We start from the raw sequence: 18,400 nt of genomic DNA, 5'->3' as shown, positions 1-18,400 counted from the left end.
CGGCGGCTTCGCCGGGAGCCGGCCCGGCTCACATCCGCCGCGTCACCACCGACAGCCGGTCCCGGGCCTCGAACAGGGCCGACTTGATCAGCTGCTCGTGCCCCGGCGTCAGCCGCGCCACCGGCACCGAACAGCTCACCGCGTCCCGCGCCGGGGTCCGGTACGGCACCGCCACCCCGAAGCAGCGCAGTCCGAGCGTGTTCTCCTCCCGGTCGAGCGCGTACCCCTGCTCCCGCACCAGCGCCAGCTCCTCCACCAGCTGCTCCCGGTCGGTGATGGTGTGCTGCGTGACCGCCTCCAGCCGGCGCGGCAGCAGCGCGCGCACCTCGTCGTCGGTGTGGGTGGCCAGCAGGGCCTTGCCGAGCGCCGTCGAGTGCACCGGCAGCCGCCGGCCGACCCGGGTGAAGGGCCGCAGGTAGTGCTGGGACTGCCGGGTCGCGAGGTAGACCACGCTCGTCCCGTCCATCCGGGCCAGGTGGATGGTCTCGGTGGTGTCGTCGGAGAGCCGGTCCAGGGTGGGCCGGGCGGCCGCCACCACCTCGTCCCCGTCGATGTAGGAACTGCCGACCAGCAGGGCCCGTACGCCGATGCCGTACCGGGTGCCGGTCGCGTCCGTCTCCACCCAGCCCAGGTTCACCAGGGTGCGCAGCAGCATGTAGAGGCTGGACTTGGGCAGGGCGAGGTCGTGCTGGATGTCGGCCAGGCTGTGCAGCCCGGGCCGCGCCGCGAAGTGCTCCAGCAGCAGGACCGTGCGCACCGCCGACTTCACCGGCGCCGCGGTATGCCCCTCCGGACCCTCCGTACCCGCCGCCCCCTCCGGAGCTCCGGCCCCCTGCGCTCCCTCCGGCCCCTCCGGCCCCTCCGGCCCCTCGGCCGTCGCCGCCGTCTCCGCTGTCGTCATGCGCCCGCTTCCCCTCTGTTCGGCTCCGGACTCCCCTTGTCACGCGGTGGGCGCGGAAATAGAGTCCGCAGCAGCAGTGATCATTCATCCACCGGAACACCGTTCAGAATACTGAACGATCCAGGAGGCAGCGGGCGATGGCAGCGACACCAGTCTGGAGTGTGGACCCCCGCACCGGGAAGCAGCGAGAAATGGTCACCGCCGAAGCCTCGCCCCGGGACGTGGACCTGGCCGTGCGCGCCGCGCACTCCGCCCGCGCCGCCCTGGCCGGCTCCCCCGCCCGCGCCGCCTTCCTGCGGGCCGCCGCCACCCTGCTGGACGGCGCCGCCGCGCGGATCGTCGAGACCGCCGACGCCGAGACCGCGCTGGGCCCGGTCCGGCTCACGGGCGAGCTCGCCCGCACCACCGGTCAGCTGCGGGCCTTCGCCGACCTCGTCGAGGAGGGCTCCCACCTCGACGTCCGCATCGACCGCGCCGACCCCGCGCTCACCCCGCCGCGCCCCGAACTGCGCCGCTACAAGGTGCCGCTGGGGGTGGTCGCCGTCTACGCCGCCTCCAACTTCCCGCTCGCCTTCTCCGTACCCGGCGGGGACACCGCCAGCGCCCTCGCCGCCGGCTGCCCGGTGGTGGTCAAGGCCCATCCCGACCACCCCGCCACCTCCGAGCTGTGCGGCTCCCTGCTGCGCCGGGCCGCGGAGTCGGCCGGGCTGCCCGCCTCGGTGGTCCAGGTCGTCCACGGCTTCGACGCGGGCCTGGAGCTGGTCCGCCACCCCCTCGTCACGGCCGCCGGGTTCACCGGTTCCGTGCGGGGCGGGCGGGCCCTGTTCGACGCGGCCGCCGCCCGGCCCGTCCCCATCCCCTTCCACGGCGAGCTCGGCTCCCTCAACCCCGTCGTGGTCACCCCGGCGGCCGCCGCCGAGCGCGCGGAGGAGATCGGCAGCGGACTCGCGGGCTCCGTCACCCTCGGCGCGGGCCAGTTCTGCGTGAAGCCCGGCCTGGTCCTGGTCCCCGAGGGCCCGGGCGGCGACCGGCTCGCGGACGCGCTCGGCACGTCCCTCGCGCGGACCGGTCCCGGGGTCCTCCTCGACCACCGGATGCGGGAGAACTTCCTCGCCGGGGTGGCCGAGCGGGCCGCCCTGCCCGCGGTCACCGCACCCGTCGCGCCGGGACCCGCCGGGGAACACGCCGTCGGCCCCGGATACTTGAGCGTGCCCGCCGCCGATCTGCTGGGCGGCGGCCACGAGGTGCTGCTGGAGGAGTGCTTCGGCCCGGTGACCGTCCTCGTCCGCTACGCCGGGCGCGAGCAGGCCGCCGCGGTGCTGGGCCTGCTCGACGGGAACCTGAGCGCCACCCTCCAGCTCTCCGCCGCCGAGGCGACGGGAACCACGACGGCGGACGGGCCGGACGGCCCGGACAGCCCGGACGGGCCGGACTCCCCCGACGCCCCCTTCGCCGCCGAGCTGATCGGGCTGGTCACGGCGCTGGCCGGACGGATCGTGGTCAACGCCTGGCCGACCGGCGTGGCGGTCGCCCCAGCCCAGCACCACGGCGGCCCCTACCCGGCCGCCACCTCCCACTCCACCTCCGTCGGCGGCACGGCGATCGAACGCTGGCTGCGCCCGGTGGCGTACCAGTCGGTGCCCGACGCGCTGCTCCCGCCCGAGCTGCGCGAGGCCAATCCGCTGGGGGTGCCCCGCCGGGTGACCGGAGCCCGGTAAACCCGTTGCCCGCCCCGCCCGCGGCGGGGCAGGCTGCGCCCATGCCCAAGCCGCACGGGTTCTCGTACGAGATCCGCAACGACACCACCGTCCTCATCACCCACCAGGGCCGTGCCGCCGCCACCCTCCGGGGCGGCCGCGCCACCGCGTTCCTGGCCGAGGTGGAGCGCGGCGACGCCCAGCTGGTGATGGCCCGCTGGACCGGCTCCTACAAGTTCGGCAACGAGCGCACGGCCCGGAACCACCCGCGCAACCGCCGCTGAAATCTCCCGGAATCTCCGGCGAGGGTAAGGGAACGGCAAAGCCGCTCCGGTCGTTCTCCGGGCATGACCGCTATGACCCCTGGTTCCAACCTGCCGCTCAATGCCGTCAGCGTGACGGTCGACGTGGCTGCCCCGGTGCGTCTCGACGTCTCGGGTCTCCTCCTCGCCGCGGACGGCAAGGTGCGTTCCGACGCCGACTTCATCTTCTACAACCAGCCCTCCGGGCCCGGCGTGAGCCACCGGTCCGGCGGCGGGTCGGCGCCCGACTCGATCACCGTGGACACGGGCGCGCTGCCGCCCGGCATCGAGCGGATCGTGGTCACGGCCAGCCCCGATGCCGCCGGGCAGAGCTTCCAGGGCATCGAGCCCACCGCCACCGTGCGGGACGCGGCCACCGGCACCGTGATCGCCACCTTCACCCCGCCCAGGCTGGGCGCGGAGACGGCGCTGGTGGTCGTCGAGGTCTACCAGCGCGGCGGCGTGTGGAAGGTGCGCGCGGTCGGCCAGGGGTACGCCAACGGCCTCGCCGGCATCGCCACCGACTTCGGGGTCTCCGTGGACGAGGAGCCGGCCGCGGCCGCCGCCCCGGCCGCCCCGGCCGCTCCGCCGGTGCCCCCGGCGCCGCCCGCCCCGCCGGTCTCCCACCCCGTCTCCCCCTGGCTCGGCGGCCCCGCGCCCGCCCAGGCCGCGCCCGCCGCGCCGCCCGCCGCCCCGGCCGCCGCCCCCCTCGGCGCCGGGAAGGTCAACCTCGACAAGGGCCGGGTCAGCCTCCAGAAGAACCAGACGGTCTCCCTGGTCAAGGGCGGCCGCCCGCTGCTCTCCCAGGTCAAGATGGGCCTGGGCTGGGAGCCCGCCTTCCGCGGCGCCGACATCGACCTCGACGCCTCCGTCATCGCCTACGGCCCGCAGCGCAACCACATCGACAGCTGCTACTTCGGCAAGCTGTCCATCCTGGGCGGCGCGATCAAGCACTCGGGCGACAACCTCACCGGCGAGGGCGCCGGGGACGACGAGGTGATCGTCGTGGACCTCGGCCGGATCCCCGCCGAGGCCACCGGCCTGGTCTTCACGGTGAACTCCTTCTCCGGGCAGAAGTTCACCGAGGTCGCCAAGGCCTACTGCCGGCTCGTCGACGCGGCGAGCGGTGAGGAGCTGGTCCGCTTCGACCTCACGGGCGCCGAACCGCAGACCGGCGTCATGATGGCCAAGCTGATCAAGCAGTTCTCCGGCGAATGGGAGATGACGGCCATGGGCGACTTTGTGAAGTCCCGCACAGTGCGCGGCATGGTCAAGCCGGCCTCCCAGGCACTCTGAGCAGGTGGGCGGGTACGCGGCGGCCCCGGCGCGGACGGCCGGGGCGGCCGGGTGATGGATGCCACGCGTAATCCGGAGGTGGCTGTCAGTGCCCGCCCGTAGCCTGGAACGCATGCCCATGCAGAACACACTCCAGCCCGCGGGACCCGCGCGCCCGTCCGCCGCCGAGGCGAACGAGGCGATCCGGCTGCTCGTCGAGACCCGGGTCGACGGCGAGTGGCCCGCACAGGCGTACGAGTTCCTGCTGGAGGAGTGGGCCGCGGCCTCCCGCAAGGACGTCCGCGCGGACTGGTGAGCCCCGCCCCGGCGGGCGGGGCTCCGGGCGCCCGCCCCGCCGGCGCCCGCCCCGCCAGTGCCCGCCCCGCCGGCGCCCGCCCCGTCAGTGCCCGCGCCGCCAGGGGCCGGTGACGGCGAGCATGATGCCGGGTTCCTGGATGTTGGCGTACAGGGTCCGGCCGTCCGGCGAGAAGCAGACCCCGGTGAACTCCGAGTACTCGGGTGCCTCGGGGGTTCCGTTGTTGAGCTCGTTGCGCGCCAGCGGGTAGACCCGGCCCGACTCGGTGGCCCCGAGCAGGTGCTGGAGGCCGTTGCCGTCCTCGGCGATGACCAGCCCCCCGTACGGGGACACGGTGATGTTGTCGGGGCCGTCGTAGCCGCCCTCCGCCGCCGGGTCGGCGTTGACCCCCAGCAGGACGACGAGGCGGATGGTGCGCCGCTTCGGGTCGTAGAACCACACCTGGCCGTCGTGGGCCGCGCCCGGGCTCTCCTCGCGGGCGTAGGAGGAGACGAAGTAGGCGCCCCCGTCGGCCCACCACATGCCCTCCAGCTTGCGCGCCCGGGTCACGGCCCCCTCCGCGAACTGCTTCCGTACCGACACGCTCCGCGCGTCGCGGTCGGCCACCGGCGCCCAGTCGACGCCGTAGACGGTGCCGGTCTTCGTCGCGCGCGAGAGGTCGTCCACGAAACGGCCGGAGCTGTCGAAGCACTTGGCGGCCGCCAGCACCCCGGCGTCGGCGGCGAGCGTACGGAGCTTGCCGCGCCCGTGCCGGAAGCCCTGCGGCGGGCTCCAGCGGTAGAGCAGCCCGTTGGGGCCGGAGGCGTCCTCCGTCAGGTACGCGTGGCCCTGGCGCGGGTCGATGACGACGGCCTCGTGCGCGTACCGGCCGAAGGCCTTGACCGGCTGGGGGTCGCGGTTGGCCCGGCGGTCGTGGGGGTCGACCTCGAAGACGTAGCCGTGGTCCTTGGTCATGCCGTTCTTGCCGGCCAGGTCCTCGGTCTCCTCGCAGGTCAGCCAGGTGCCCCAGGGGGTGGCGCCGCCCGCGCAGTTGGTCGACGTACCGGCAATGCCCACCCATTCGGCGACCTCGCCGCCGCGCCGGACCTCGACGACGGTGCAGCCGCCGGCCGCGGCCGGGTCGTAGACGAGGCCCCCGGTGAGCGGGACGGGGTGCGCCCACTTCGCGCGCGGTCCCTTCAGCTCGTGGTTGTTGACGAGGAGGGTGGTGCCGCGCGCGCCCTCGAACGCGGCGGTCCCGTCGTGGTTGGAGGGGGTGCTCTCGCCGGAGTCGAGGCTGGTCACACCGCTGTGGGTGATCACGCGGTAGGTGAACCCGGCGGGCAGGGCGAGCAGTCCGGCCGGGTCGGGGAGGAGCGGTCCGTAGCCGGGGCCGTGCGGGCGGCCGTGCTCGTCGGAGCCCTCCCGGTGGGGGCCGTCGTCGGCCGCCAGCGCCCCGGGGGCCGTGGCGAGCGCGGCGACCGTTCCGGTGAGGGCGACGCCCGCTCCGGCGACGACGGTGCGGGCGGTGAAGTCTCTGCGGCTGAGGGGCATCGGGTCTCCAGGGGTGGGGAGGTGGTGCGCCTGACGTACGGTCGTCGGCGCACACGCTCCCGCCCGTACGTGAACGGCGGCTGAACTACCCGCAAAGGGGGCCCGATCCCTTGCCGGTGGCCGCAATGGCCTACGCCCGCCACTCGAACGGCTGACCGCGCACCGCCACCCGCCGCGGCGGGCGCGCACCCCCCGCCCGCCCGTCAGGGCTGCCGGGAGCGGGCTTTGAACGCCGCCTTCCGGGCCTCCTTCGCGGCCTTCTTGTCGGGGTGCAGCCGGCCCATCGCCTCCAGTACGAACGCCGTCGCGGGGTGCTCGACCCGCCAGGCCTGCTCGAAGAACTCCGCGTGGTGCCCGGTCAGCGAAGCCATCAGCAGCGGCAGTTCCTCGGTCTCCCCGTCCGCCGCGAGCTGCGCGGCGATGGTGTCGACCGTCAGCCACAGCACCATCTCGGCGTCCGGGGCCGGTACGTCGGTCACCCCGTGCTCCGCCAGCCAGACCCGGGCCAGCCCGCCGAGCTCCGGGTCGTCCAGCACGGCCCGCACGGCCGGCTCGGCCTCCCGCCCGGCGGGGGTCAGGGCCTGCTGGCAGCGCAGCCGGCGCAGCGGGGCGCCCTCGTCGTCCCCGCGGGCCGCGGCGAGCAGTTCGGCGACGGCCTCGGCCGGTTCGCGGCCGGCCAGCCACGCTTCGATCTCGGCCTGCGCGGCGCCCTCGGGGTAGAAGGAGACCGCGTCGAGCAGCGCGTCGGCGCCCTTGCCGGCCAGCTCGCCGACGGCGGGGGCCTCGACCCCGGCTTCGAGCATCCGGGCGCGGACCCCGTAGAGGCCGAGCGGGGTCAGCCGCACCATCCCGTACCGGGAGACGTCCTCGTCGTCGCCGTCGTCCTCGGGGAACGCCTCGGCGCTGTCGTCGGCCTCCGCCATCAGCTCCTCGTCGACGGGGCGGTACTCGACCAGGCCGATCGGCTCCAGCTGCCGGAACTGGTCGTCGAGGCGCATCATCGCGTCGGAGACCTGCTCCAGGACCGCGTCGCTCGGGTCCCCCATGTCGTCGGGCACGATCATCGAGGCGGCGAGCACCGGCAGCGGCACGGGGCCCTCGCCCGCGCCGCCCTCCGCGACGGTGAGCAGGTAGAGGTTGGCGAGCACCCCGTCGAGGAAGTCCGCCTCGCGCTGGGGGTTCCAGTCGAGGCGGTCGAAGTCGATCTCCCCGCCCGCGTCCATGGCGTCGACGAGGTCGTCCAGGTCGGGGACGGCCGCGTCGGCGAGGACGGTGTCCAGGGCCGCGAGCCACAGGTCGAGGACGTCGCCGGGGGCGCCGCCCGCCACCAGCGCGAGGTCCTCCCCGGGGGCGGCGGTGCCGAATTCGGGCCCGTCGCCCGCGCCGTCGCCGTCCTCCTCCGGTTCCGTCACGTCGACCAGGCCGGTGTCCACGGCCACCCGCCAGGCCTGGCCGGCGTACACGGGGCTGTCCTCGTCCGCGGCGTCGAGGCCGAGCACGGTCACGGCCTCGGCCAGCTGCCCGGGGACCAGTTCCCCGCCGACGTCGACACGGGTGTCGGGGCCGGCCCAGCGGGCGAGGCGTACGGCGCGGGCGAACAGCGGGGCGACGAGGGCGTCGCGGGCCAGCTCCGCATCGGAGTGCAGCCGTACCGGCGGCAGCGTGGGGTGCGGCTCTGCGGACATGGGGTGGTTCTCCTCGGACGGGACGCGCGGGGGCGGGTGACGGCGGATGAGGGACGGTGACGCGGTTGCGCGGACGGGGTGTCAGGCCCGTTGCGGCGTCCCAGGGTAGACGCATTTCGGGCAGCCCCGAGGAGCCCTCGCCTTCGGTTCATCCCACAGTCAACTCCCGTCTTCCCTGGAGGCCTTGACAACTTCGCTGGTCGCACTGGAAATTGACGCGCGTAGATGTATCAGGGTCCACACCTCCCACCCCCCTCCACACACCGGAGTTCCCGCCCATGCGCTCCTCGCATCCCCGTTCCGCCGCCGTCGCGGCCCTCGTCGCCACCGCCCTGGCCACCGGCCTGCTCGCGGGTTCCGCCGACGCGGCCGAAGGCGCCGTGTCCGCCGATCCGATACGCATCCACGACATCCAGGGCACCACCCGGGTGTCCCCGCTCAACGGCAAGGCCGTCGCCGACGTCGAGGGCATCGTGACCGGCGTGCGCACCTACGGCTCGCGGGGCTTCTGGCTCCAGGACCCGGACGCCGACGACGACCCTGCCACCAGCGAGGGCATCTTCGTCTTCACGAACTCCGTTCCGGCCGTCGCCGTCGGTGACGCGGTCAAGGTCTCGGGCACGGTCGGCGAGTACGTTCCCGGCGGCCTCGGCTCCGGCAACCAGTCGGTCACCCAGATCGCCAAGCCCACCGTGACGGTGGTCTCTTCGGGCAACGCGCTGCCCGCGGCCGTCGCCGTCAACGAGTACTCCGTGCCGGCCGCCTACGCCCCGGCGGGCGACCCGGCCGCGGCCAACAGCATCAACGCCCTGCCGCTGGAGCCCTCGCGCTACGCCCTGGACTACTACGAGTCCCTGGAGGGCATGAACGTCAAGATCGGCACCTCGCGCGTGGTCGGCGCCACCGACCCGTACAACGAGCTGTGGGTCACGGTGAAGGGCTGGGAGAACCCCACCAAGCGCGGCGGCACGCTCTACGGCTCCTACGGGGCCCAGAACACCGGCCGCATCCAGATCCAGCAGCTCGCGCCGGTCGCGCAGCAGCCCTTCCCGGTGGCGAACGTCGGCGACAAGCTGACCGGCACCACCGAGGGCCCCCTCGACTACAACCAGTTCGGCGGCTACACCCTCGCGGCCCGCACCCTGGGCACGGTCACCGCGGGCACCCTGGCCCCCGAGAAGACGAAGGCGCAGGCGGCGAACGAGCTCGCGGTGGCCACGTACAACGTCGAGAACCTCGACCCGACGGACCCGCAGTCGAAGTTCGACAACCTCGCCAAGGCGGTCGTGGAGAACCTCGCCTCGCCCGACGTCCTGGCGCTGGAGGAGATCCAGGACGACAACGGCGCCAAGAACGACGGCACCGTCTCGGCCGAGCAGACCCTGACGAAGTTCACGGCGGCCATCGCGGCCGCGGGCGGCCCGGCCTACCAGTGGCGGTCGGTCAGCCCGGAGAACAACAAGGACGGCGGCGAGCCCGGCGGCAACATCCGCCAGGTGTTCCTGTTCAACCCGGCGCGGGTCTCCTTCACCGAGCGCGCGCCCGGCGACGCGGTGACGGCGACCGGTGTGACGACGGAGAACGGCAAGGCCGCCCTGACCCACTCCCCCGGCCGGATCGACCCGGCGAACCCGGCGTGGGCCGACAGCCGCAAGCCGCTGGCCGGCGAGTTCGTCTTCCAGGGCAAGACGGTCTTCGTCATCGCCAACCACTTCGGCTCCAAGGGCGGCGACGAGGGGCTGACCTCGGTCCACCAGCCGCCGGTGCGCTCCTCGGAGGCCAAGCGGCTGCTCCAGGCGCAGGCCGTGAACGGCTTCGTGAAGCAGCTGCTGGCGGCGGACAAGAACGCGGCCGTGCTCGCCGTCGGTGACATCAACGACTTCGAGTTCTCCGGTACCGCGCAGGCGCTGGAGGACGGCGGGGCGCTGTACTCGGCGATCAAGTCGCTGCCGAAGGCGGAACGTTACTCCTACGTCTACCAGGGCAACGCGCAGGTGCTGGACCAGATCCTGACCAGCCCGGCGGTGAAGAACTTCACCTACGACAGCGTGCACATCAACGCCGAGTTCTCCGCGCAGAACAGCGACCACGACCCGCAGGTGCTGCGCTTCCGCCCGTAAGACCCCGCGCAACGCGGCATGACGCTGCGTGACTTCCGGTCCGCGAAGGGCCCGGCCACCGTCCCGGCCGGGCCCTTCGCCATGCGCGGACGGGGACTTTCGCCCCTGGCGTGACACTCGCCACACCCCTCCCGAAATCGTCCGGTTGTGGTGTTGAGTGTCTGCACGCCCGATCATCCGTCCCGGTTTCGTCCCGGCTCGTACGGTTCGCACTCACTGGAGGACCGCGTGTTCCCCTCCATTTCCCCCGTCCAGGAAATCGGCCTCGCCGTCCTGTTCGTGGCCGCCCTCGTCTGGGTCCTCGGCCTGGGCCACATGCTGTGGGACAGCCGTTTCCACCACCCCGAGCCGGGCGCCTACGAGGGCCTCCCCGTCATCCCGTCCCAGCGCGCCGCCGCCGGGCACCCGATGGAGTCGGTGGAGCTGACGGAGGCGGAGGAGCAGGCCTTCGCGGGCCTGATCCGCACCTTCCCGCTGCACTGACGCCGGGCCCCCGGGCCCCCGGCCCACCCCCTCGCGCACACGGCGGAGCCCCTCACCCCGGCCGGGGTGAGGGGCTCCGCCGCCAGTGGCCCGTACGGGTCAGTTGTGGCTGTGCAGGACCTCGTTCAGGCCGCCCCAGGCCGCCTTGTAGGGGCGGGCCTCGACGGCGCCCGTGACCGAGTTGCGGCGGAAGAGGATGTTGTCGGCGCCGGAGAGCTCCAGGGCCTTGACGATCTGGCCGTCCGGCAGGGTGACCCGGGTGCCGGCGGTGACGTAGAGGCCGGCCTCGACGACGCACTCGTCGCCCAGCGCGATGCCGATGCCCGCCTCGGCGCCGACCAGGGTGCGCTCGCCGATGGAGATGATCTGCTTGCCGCCGCCCGAGAGGGTGCCCATGGTGGACGCGCCGCCGCCGATGTCGGAGCCGTCGCCGACCACGACGCCCGCGGAGATGCGGCCCTCGACCATGGAGGTGCCGAGGGTGCCGGCGTTGAAGTTGACGAAGCCCTCGTGCATGACGGTGGTGCCCTCGGCGAGGTGCGCGCCGAGCCGGACGCGGTCGGCGTCGGCGATGCGCACGCCCTTGGGGGCGACGTAGTCGGTCATGCGGGGGAACTTGTCGATCGAGGTGACCTGGAGGTGCAGGCCCTCGGCGCGGGCGTTGAGCCGGACGGTCTCCACCTGGTCGACGGCGACCGGGCCGAGCGAGGTCCAGGCGACGTTGGCGAGCAGGCCGAAGAGGCCGTCCAGGCTCTGGCCGTGCGGCTTGACCAGGCGGTGGCTCAGCAGGTGCAGGCGCAGGTACGCGTCGTGCGCGTCCAGCGGCTTGTCCTCCAGGGAGGAGATCACCGTACGGACGGCCACGACCTCGACTCCGCGGACCGCGTCCGTACGGATGGCCTTGGCCGCGGCCGCGCCCAGGAGCTCCACGGCCCGCTCGGCGGTGAGCCGCTCGGTGCCGGCCGGGCCGGGCTCGGCGGCCAGCGCGGGAGCGGGGAACCAGGTGTCGAGGACGGTGCCGTCGGAGGCGATGGTGGCAAGTCCGGCGGCGACGGCGCCGGTGGTACGCGTAGCAGTCATGCCCGAAACCTAACCGGCGACGGCCCGCGCCCGCGAACCGGTCTCAGGTGCCGGGCGCACCGCGTGTCGCCGGTCCGCCCGGGCCTGCCGCACCGAGAGCCGGATCAGGGCCGCCCCCGCCCCGGCGGCCAGGCCCGCGCACACCGGCCACAGCAGCCCGGGGGCGGCCGCGTACAGGGCGCCGCCCAGGGGTGGCCCGAGGACGGTCCCGGTGACGGAGACCCCGGCGTACAGGCTCTGGAAGCGGCCGGCGGCGTGTTCGGGGGCCTGGTCGGCCACGTAGGCGGTGGCGGTGGTCTTGTAGAGGATCTCGCCGAGGCTCAGCAGCACCATCATGGTGACCGCGCTCGCGAGGCCCGCGCCCAGCACCAGCGCCCCGTACCCGGCGCCGACCAGCACCAGCCCCGTCCCGGTGACGGCCAGCGGCGGCCGGGCGCGCAGCGCGAGCGCGGCGGGCAGTTCCAGGAGCAGGATGACGGCCCCGTTCAGGGCGATGACGAAGCCGAAGGCGCGGACGTCCTGGCCGTGGTCGGCGAGGAACACCGGGAAGGTGAAGTACTGCTGGCGGTAGACCACGTCGGCGACCAGGATCGCGCCGAGCAGCACCGGCACGGCGGGCCGGGCCCGCAGTGCGGCGAGGATGCCGCCGCGGCCCCGACCCCCGTCCGGGGCCGCGGCGGACGTGCGGGGGGCGCCGCGCGCCGGGACGACGCGGGCGGTCCAGAGGGCGAAGAAGAGGGTGCCGAGGCCGTCGCCGACGAAGAGCCAGTCGTACGAGAGGCCCGTCGCGACCAGGGCGCCCAGCGGCGGCCCGAGGGTGAACCCGCCGTTGGAGGCGCACCGGACGACGGCGAAGGCCTGGCGCCGGGCCCCCTCGGGGACGGTGACCGCCACCAGGGCGGAGTTCGCCGCGCGCACCACCCCCGAGGCGTACTGGGCCAGCGGCAGCGCGGCGTACAGCGCCGGAGTGGGCAGCAGCGGGAGGGCCATGAGGGCCAGGCCGCCGAGGGCGGAGGCGCCGAGCAGCACGCGGCGGTGGCCGAAGCGGTCGCCGTACCAGCCGCCGGTGAAGTTCCCGGCGACGAGGCCGATGCCGCCGATGCCGGTGACGAGGCCCGCCCCGGCGGCGCCGAGGCCGCGCGGGCCGGTCAGGTAGAGGAAGACGAAGACGAAGGTGAAGCCGACGACGGCGTTGACGAAGACCCCCGCAGCCAGCAGCCACACAGCCCTCGGTACGTCCTTGAACCCCTGCAGCACACCCGTGCCCCCCGCCCCACGTGGTCAGTTCCTTTTGGGAACGGACTATGTCAGCATGACAGCCTGGGGTCAACGGACAAAGGAGTGCCATGGCCCAGCGCACACACCTCGGCGACGCGGACTGCTCCATCGCCCAGGCGCTCGACGTCGTCGGCGACTGGTGGACGCTGCTGATCGTGCGCGACACCGCGCGCGGCCTCTGCCGCTTCGACGAGCTCCAGCGCGAGCTGGGCGTGTCCCGCAAGGTGCTCGCCGAGCGGCTGAAACTGCTGGTCGAGGCCGGGGTGCTGACGCGCGAGGCGTACCAGGAACGTCCGGTGCGCCACGAATACCGGCTCAGCCCGCGCGGGCGGGGGCTGTTGCCCGTCCTGGTGGCCCTCCAGGACTGGGGCGACACCTGGGTCCTGGGAGAGGGAGAGATGACGGCGACGACCGAAGAGGCCTCGAAGGAGGCCGTACGGGTGCACGCGCTGCGCGGCACCCGGCTGCCGGAACTGCTGCTGCCGGACCGCTTCGGCGAACTCCGCGACCCCGTGGCGGACACCCCGTTCACCGTCCTGTACTGCTTCCCCGGCGCCTACGCCCGGGCCGAGGCCTATCCGCCGGGCTGGGCGGGGATCCCGGGCGCGAAGGGCTGCACGTTCGAGTCGTGCACCTTCCGCGACCAGCTCGCGGAGTTCACCGCCGCGGGCGCCACCGTCCACGGGGTCTCGACCCAGCGGCCGGACGAGCAGCGGGAGTTCGCCGAGCAGGAGCGGCTGCGCTTCCCGCTCCTGTCGGACGCGGGGCTGGACCTGGTGACGGCGCTGCGGCTGCCGACGTTCCGCGCGGGCGGGGTCAGCCGGCTGAAGCGGCTGACGCTGGTCCTGGACCGGGACCGGACGGTGCGCGAGGTGATCTACCCGATCCGGGACATCGAGGCGAGCGTGACGGCGGCCCTGACGGCGGTCCGCGCGGCCGCCTGACGGACCGGCGCGCGCTGCCCGGCGCCCTGACGGACCGGAGCCCGCCCGCGCCACAGCCGCCTGACGGCCCGAGCCCGCCGCGCGGCGCCCTGACGGGCCGGAGCCCGCCGCCGGGCCGCCGAGGGCCTCCCGTCAGCCGGCCGGCCCCAGGACGCGGCGCAGGACGGCCCGCGCGTACGGCTCCTCGTACGGGCGGCCCGTCAGCAGGACCTGGAGGCTGATGCCGTCCATCACGGCCACCAGCGCCCGCGCCGTCACCGGATCGGTGTGCTCCGCGAGCGCCGTCGCCACCGATTCCAGCCACTCGGCCGCGACCGGCCGCAGCGCGGGGCGGCGCAGGGCGGCCAGGTAGAGCTCGTACTCCAGCTCGGCCCGCCCCCGGCCGGCCCCCAGGAGCCGTCCCAGCAGCCGGGCCAGCGCGTCCGCGAGGTCCTCGCCCGGGCCCGGCGTCCACCCGCGGGCGTGGCCCTCGTTGGCCTGGCGCAGGGCGGCCACGAGCAGCTCGTCCAGGGTCGCGAAGTGGTAGGTCGTCGAGCCCAGCGGCACGTCCGCCTCCGCCGCCACGCTGCGGTGGCTGAGCCCCGCGATCCCCTTGGCGCCCACCACCCGGATCGCGGCGTCGATGATGCGCTGCCGGCGTTCCGGGTCGTACCGGCGCGCCCTCGCCGCCATCAGTGGGCCGCCCCGCCCAGGTTCAGCACGACCACGCCCGCGATGATCAGCGCGATCCCGGCGAGCTTCGCCGCGGTGGCGGCCTCCCCCATGAACACCATGCCGATGGCGGCGATGGCGGCGGTGCCCACCCCGGCCCATATCGCGTACGCCGTGCCGACGGACATGGACTTCAGGGTCTGCGCGAGCAGGGTGAAGGCGATCACGTACCCCAGCAGCGTGCCCAGCGAGGGCCACAGCCGGGTGAAGCCGTCGCTGAACTTCATGGCCGTGGTTCCGGCCACCTCGGCGGCTATGGCCGCGGCAAGCAGTACGTAGGGCATGCGGACAACTGTACGCATCGATGCGTACACATGTACACACGCACGCCCCAGGACACTCACAGGATCCGGGGTTACGGTGTCCCCCCTCATACGACAGGGGGGACCTCGCATGGCGCGGCAATGGACCCACCGGGGCGGCGGCTGGCTGCCCCCACAGCGGCCCCGGCCCGGCGTGGTGCCGCTGCGCCCGCTGGGGCCCGGCGACATCCTCGGGGGTGCCTGGGCCGCCTTCCGGCGCTACGGCGGCCGGGTGTGCGGCGCGCTGCTGCTGGGCCAGCTCGCGGCGGGGGCGCTGGTCATCGCCGCGGCGGGCGCGGCGGCCCTGGCCTCCCTCAGCCCGCACGCCGGCGAACGGGCCTTCGTCTGGGTGCTCTTCCCGGCCGCGGCCCTCTTCCTGCTCTTCACCTGCGCGCTGGCCACCGCCCTGATCGCCGCCCTGCTGCGCCCGGCGGTCCTCGGGCGCGCCGTGACCGTGCCCGGGCTGCTGCTGGCCGCGCTGCGGCGCACGCCGCGGGTGCTCGGCGCCCAGCTGCTGGCCCTGCTCGCGGCGGCGGGTCCGGCCGCGGTGGCCCTGGCGGCGGGGCTGCCGCCGCTGGTGGCGGCGGCGCTCGCCCCGGTCGCACTGTGGCTCGGGGTGGGGTTCGCGCTGGCGCCCACCGCCGCCGGGTACGAGGGGCTCGGGCCGGTGGCGGCGCTGCGCCGCTCGGTACGGCTGGTGCGCGGCGCCTGGTGGCGGACCTTCGGCTGGACCGCTCCGGCCGTGGCCTTCACGGCGGGGGCCGGGTGGGCGCTGCTGGTGTGGGCCGGGCTGCCGGGCGCGCTGCTGGCGCTGGTCCTGCTGCCGGCGTTCCCGCAGCTGCCCGCCGGGCTCCTCTACGTGGACCGGCGGATCCGCCGCGAGCACCTGGCCGAGGCCCTCGCGACGGATCCGGAGCCGGAGCCGGATCCGGTCATCCCAGGGTGAACCAGGCGGCCCGGGCCTTCTTCCACTCCGGGTGGGTGAGGTCCTTGGCCTCGGTCCCGTCGCCGTACAGGTCGGCGGACCCGCTGTCGGTGACCAGCTGCACCCGCGCCCCGGGGGCGTTCAGGTCGGGCACCTCGACGATGGCCTCCCAGCCGCCGGGGTCGCCGGTCGGCAGGTCGGCCCGCTTGACCGGGGCGTGGCCGGGGATCCCGTCCCACTGGTAGAGGGCGTAGGGGTCGGAGTTGTCGTCGGCGGCCCAGGACCCGGCCAGGATCAGGTACTGCCCGGCGTCGTTCTTGCGGAGGTCGCGGACGGCGAGGCCGCCGAGGTCCAGCTCGACGCCGGCCCCGAAGACGGCCTTGGAGCCGCTGGAGAGGACCTTGTCGAAGTTGGTGACGGGCACCAGCAGCGCCTTGCCGCCCGGGACGGCGGGGGCCAGCGGGGCACGGAAGCCCAGGTAGGCGGTGGTGGTGGAGCCCGGGGCGAACTCCAGCCCCTCCACGTTGAACCCGTCGATCTGCTTGGGCGCCTGGCCCGCGGCGGTGCCGGCCGCGAAGCCGTAGCGGTTGCCGTTCGCCGTGTCCCAGGCGACGAGGTCGTCGCGCAGGCTCTTGTACGAGCGCCCGTACGCGAGCTGGGTGGCCGAGCCGGCGCCGCTCACCGTGGTGGTGAACACCGTGTTGCGGGGGGCCTTGTACTCGCCGTCCTTGTTGTTGCCGAGCGAGCCCGTCCAGTAGATGGTGTTCCCGATCCGGGTCGCGCCCTCGATGTCCACCTCCTTGGAGACGCCGAGCTGCGAGCTGAAGTCCCAGGTGCGCACCGGGGCGGCGGAGTGGGAACGGTCGTACAGGCGCAGCACGTTGTTCTCGTCGTCGGCCACCACGGTGAAGCCGCCACCGACGTCGACGGCGGCCGAGGAGTCCGAGGCGCCGCTGAAGTAGCGGGCGTCGGCCGGGTTCTGGACGGCGGCCGAGGCGGCGTAGGAGAGGGTCTTGACGGCGCTCTTGCCGCCGAGCCCGCTCACCTTGACGGTGAGGTTGGTGTAGCCGCGGGCGTGTGCGGTGACGGCCAGCCGGCGGACGGCTCCGGTCCCGGTGACGGTGACGTCGCCGGTGCCCGCGACCGAGGACTTGCTGGAGGCGGTGGCGCTGACGGTGAGCGCGGAGGCGTCGGCCCCGCTCTGCCCCACCGTCACGTCCACGGTCTGGTCGTCGACCCCGCCGACGGCGCCGGACAGGTAGGCGGCGGAGAAGGAGATGGTCGGCGTGCCGTAGGACGCCGCCTGCGCCGGGGCGTTCAGCCCGGCGAGCAGGAGCGCCGCGAGCGCGGCCGTACCCAGGTGCTTGTTCTTCATCGGTGTCCCCCACGGGTCGGGCCGAGCGTGAACCACGCGGAGCGGGACTTCTTCCACTCCGGGGCCGCCAGGTCCTTGGCTTCGGTGCCGTCGCCGTAGAGGTCGGCGGCGCCGTTGTCGGTGATGAGCTGTACGCGGGCGCCGGGCACCCGCAGGTCGGGCACGTTCACGATGGCCTCCCAGCCGCCGGGGTCGGCGGTGGGCAGGTCGGCACGCTTGTGCGGGGCGTGGCCGGGGACCCCGTCCCACTGGTAGAGGGCGTACGGGTCGCTGTTGTCGTCGGCGGCGAAGGAACCGGCCAGGATCAGGTACTGCCCGGCCGCGTTCCTGCGGAGGTCGCGGACGGAGAGGCCGCCCAGGTCCAGCTCGACGGGGTCGCCGAAGACGGGCTTCTCCCCCGAGGCGACGACCCGGTCGAAGTTGGTGACGGGCACCAGCAGCGCCTTGCCGCCCGGGACGGCGGGGGCCAGCGGGGCGCGGAAGCCCAGGTAGGCGGTGGTGGTGGAGCCCGGGGCGAACTCCAGCCCCTCCACGTTGAACCCGTCGATCCGCTGGGGGACGCGGCCGGGCGCGGTGGCGGCGGCGAAGCCGTAGCGGTTGCCGTGCGCGGTGTCCCAGGCGATCAGGTCCTCGCGCAGGCCCCGGTAGGCCGGGCCGACGGTGACCTCGGTGGCGGCCCCGGAGCCGGTGAGGCGGGTGGTGAAGACGGTGTCGCGCTCGGCCTTGTACTTGCCGTCCTTGTTGTTGCCGAGCGAACCCGTCCAGTAGACGGTGTCGCCGACCCGGGCACCGGCCTCGATGTCGGCCTCCTTCTTCAGGCCGAGGGCGGGGCCGAGGTCCCAGGTCTTGACGGGCCCGCCGGAGCGGGAGCGGTCGTACAGCCGCAGCACGTTGGACTCGTCGTCGGCCACCAGCACGTGGCCGTCGCCGGCGTCCACGGCGGCGGAGGCGTCGGAGGAGCCGGTCAGGTAGCGGGTCGAGGAGGGGGCCCCGGTGCGGGCCGAGGCCGCGTAGGAGAGGACGGCGGTGGCGGTCTTCCCACCGCGTCCGGTGACGCGCAGCGTGAGGTCGGTGTACCCCTGGGCGCGGGCCCGGACGGTCAGCGTCCGGTCGCCGTCCGGAGTGCGTTCCTGGCGTACGTCGCCCGCGTCGGCGACGGCCGGGTTGCTGGAGGAGACCACCTGGAGCCGCAGGAATCCGGCCGGGACGCCGGCCTGCTCCACGTCCACCGTGACGGCGGGGTCGCCGCCGGCGTCCACGGCGCCGCTGAGGTGGGTGGCGGACAGCGCGATCGTCGGCGCGGCGTAGCCCGCGGCCGCGTACGCGGGTCCGGTCAGCCCCGCCAGAAGCAGCGCCGCGGCTCCGGCCGCGCCGACGGCGCCGCAGCGGCGTGCCGGTGAAAGGCGAACGGTCACAGAGGGTCCTCTCGTGTGCGCCGCCCTTTCAAGGCGGCCGTCGAGAAGATTCGGCCAC

Annotated in this window: 17 protein-coding genes; 8 read left to right on the top strand and 9 right to left on the bottom strand. The window is 74.5% G+C overall.

What is annotated here, in order from left to right:
- Nucleotides 1-28 precede the first annotated feature (28 nt).
- Nucleotides 29-901, bottom strand: a complete 873-nt coding sequence (locus tag ACFYYT_RS19535; protein WP_351816356.1) for an IclR family transcriptional regulator — start codon at nt 899-901, stop codon at nt 29-31.
- Nucleotides 902-1,038: 137 nt separating this feature from the next.
- Between ACFYYT_RS19535 and ACFYYT_RS19530 the strand changes: the two genes are divergently transcribed.
- The 4 genes from ACFYYT_RS19530 (at nt 1,039) to ACFYYT_RS19515 (ending at nt 4,491) form a co-directional block, all read left to right on the top strand.
- Nucleotides 1,039-2,619, top strand: coding sequence for an aldehyde dehydrogenase (NADP(+)) (locus tag ACFYYT_RS19530; protein ID WP_351816359.1), 1,581 nt, complete (start codon nt 1,039-1,041; stop codon nt 2,617-2,619).
- A 41-nt stretch (nt 2,620-2,660) separates the two neighbouring features.
- Nucleotides 2,661-2,882: a hypothetical protein gene (locus ACFYYT_RS19525; RefSeq protein WP_351816362.1), complete on the top strand. Its 222-nt coding sequence runs from the start codon at nt 2,661-2,663 to the stop codon at nt 2,880-2,882.
- Nucleotides 2,883-2,945: 63 nt separating this feature from the next.
- Nucleotides 2,946-4,196, top strand: coding sequence for a TerD family protein (locus ACFYYT_RS19520; protein ID WP_385365245.1), 1,251 nt, complete (start codon nt 2,946-2,948; stop codon nt 4,194-4,196).
- Nucleotides 4,197-4,308: 112 nt separating this feature from the next.
- On the top strand, nt 4,309-4,491 hold the full coding sequence (locus ACFYYT_RS19515; RefSeq protein WP_351816368.1) for a hypothetical protein: 183 nt from the start codon (nt 4,309-4,311) through the stop codon (nt 4,489-4,491).
- A gap of 84 nt (nt 4,492-4,575) precedes the next feature.
- On the opposite strand, the gene ACFYYT_RS19510 is transcribed toward ACFYYT_RS19515, so the two are convergent.
- Both ACFYYT_RS19510 and ACFYYT_RS19505 read right to left on the bottom strand, forming a co-directional pair.
- Nucleotides 4,576-6,024, bottom strand: a complete 1,449-nt coding sequence (locus tag ACFYYT_RS19510) for an alkaline phosphatase PhoX (protein ID WP_351816371.1) — start codon at nt 6,022-6,024, stop codon at nt 4,576-4,578.
- Nucleotides 6,025-6,227: 203 nt separating this feature from the next.
- Nucleotides 6,228-7,709 (bottom strand): hypothetical protein, encoded by a 1,482-nt coding sequence (locus tag ACFYYT_RS19505; RefSeq protein WP_351816374.1) that lies wholly within the window; start codon nt 7,707-7,709, stop codon nt 6,228-6,230.
- Nucleotides 7,710-7,987: 278 nt separating this feature from the next.
- Here ACFYYT_RS19505 and ACFYYT_RS19500 point away from each other — a divergent pair, with 278 nt between their 5' ends.
- Both ACFYYT_RS19500 and ACFYYT_RS19495 read left to right on the top strand, forming a co-directional pair.
- Nucleotides 7,988-9,829, top strand: coding sequence for an endonuclease/exonuclease/phosphatase family protein (locus tag ACFYYT_RS19500; RefSeq protein ID WP_351816377.1), 1,842 nt, complete (start codon nt 7,988-7,990; stop codon nt 9,827-9,829).
- 228 nt (nt 9,830-10,057) lie between these two features.
- Complete coding sequence (locus ACFYYT_RS19495; protein WP_351816380.1) at nt 10,058-10,312, top strand: hypothetical protein; 255 nt, start codon at nt 10,058-10,060, stop codon at nt 10,310-10,312.
- Nucleotides 10,313-10,411: 99 nt separating this feature from the next.
- Here ACFYYT_RS19495 and dapD read toward each other — a convergent pair whose 3' ends face one another.
- Both dapD and ACFYYT_RS19485 read right to left on the bottom strand, forming a co-directional pair.
- Nucleotides 10,412-11,392: a 2,3,4,5-tetrahydropyridine-2,6-dicarboxylate N-succinyltransferase gene (gene dapD, locus ACFYYT_RS19490; RefSeq protein WP_351816382.1), complete on the bottom strand. Its 981-nt coding sequence runs from the start codon at nt 11,390-11,392 to the stop codon at nt 10,412-10,414.
- A gap of 9 nt (nt 11,393-11,401) precedes the next feature.
- Nucleotides 11,402-12,646 carry an MFS transporter gene (locus ACFYYT_RS19485; protein ID WP_351816488.1) on the bottom strand — a complete coding sequence of 415 codons (1,245 nt, stop codon included), beginning with the start codon at nt 12,644-12,646 and terminating at the stop codon, nt 11,402-11,404.
- A gap of 92 nt (nt 12,647-12,738) precedes the next feature.
- On the opposite strand from ACFYYT_RS19485, the gene ACFYYT_RS19480 reads away from it, so the two are divergent.
- Nucleotides 12,739-13,614 (top strand): winged helix-turn-helix transcriptional regulator, encoded by an 876-nt coding sequence (locus ACFYYT_RS19480; RefSeq protein WP_351816385.1) that lies wholly within the window; start codon nt 12,739-12,741, stop codon nt 13,612-13,614.
- A gap of 132 nt (nt 13,615-13,746) precedes the next feature.
- Here the strand turns inward: ACFYYT_RS19480 and ACFYYT_RS19475 are convergent, their stop codons facing one another.
- On the bottom strand, nt 13,747-14,286 hold the full coding sequence (locus tag ACFYYT_RS19475; RefSeq protein ID WP_351816389.1) for a TetR family transcriptional regulator: 540 nt from the start codon (nt 14,284-14,286) through the stop codon (nt 13,747-13,749).
- Entirely contained in the window at nt 14,286-14,609 is a 324-nt protein-coding gene (locus tag ACFYYT_RS19470) for a multidrug efflux SMR transporter (RefSeq protein WP_351816392.1), read from the bottom strand. The genes ACFYYT_RS19475 and ACFYYT_RS19470 overlap by 1 nt, the downstream gene beginning before the upstream one ends.
- A 109-nt stretch (nt 14,610-14,718) precedes the next feature.
- On the opposite strand from ACFYYT_RS19470, the gene ACFYYT_RS19465 reads away from it, so the two are divergent.
- A complete protein-coding gene (locus tag ACFYYT_RS19465) occupies nt 14,719-15,573 on the top strand; it encodes a hypothetical protein (RefSeq protein WP_351816395.1) in 855 nt (284 codons plus the stop codon).
- Here the strand turns inward: ACFYYT_RS19465 and ACFYYT_RS19460 are convergent.
- On the bottom strand, nt 15,560-16,927 hold the full coding sequence (locus ACFYYT_RS19460; protein ID WP_351816397.1) for a hypothetical protein: 1,368 nt from the start codon (nt 16,925-16,927) through the stop codon (nt 15,560-15,562). The genes ACFYYT_RS19465 and ACFYYT_RS19460 overlap by 14 nt on opposite strands.
- On the bottom strand, nt 16,924-18,342 hold the full coding sequence (locus tag ACFYYT_RS19455) for a hypothetical protein (RefSeq protein ID WP_351816400.1): 1,419 nt from the start codon (nt 18,340-18,342) through the stop codon (nt 16,924-16,926). The genes ACFYYT_RS19460 and ACFYYT_RS19455 overlap by 4 nt, the downstream gene beginning before the upstream one ends.
- Nucleotides 18,343-18,400 lie beyond the last annotated feature (58 nt).

It is taken from the genome of Streptomyces sp. NPDC002032, assembly GCF_042890765.1.
GTDB lineage: Bacteria > Actinomycetota > Actinomycetes > Streptomycetales > Streptomycetaceae > Streptomyces.
The sequence above is the reverse complement of the archived record's forward strand: the minus strand, read 5'-3'. Positions and strand labels throughout refer to the sequence as shown.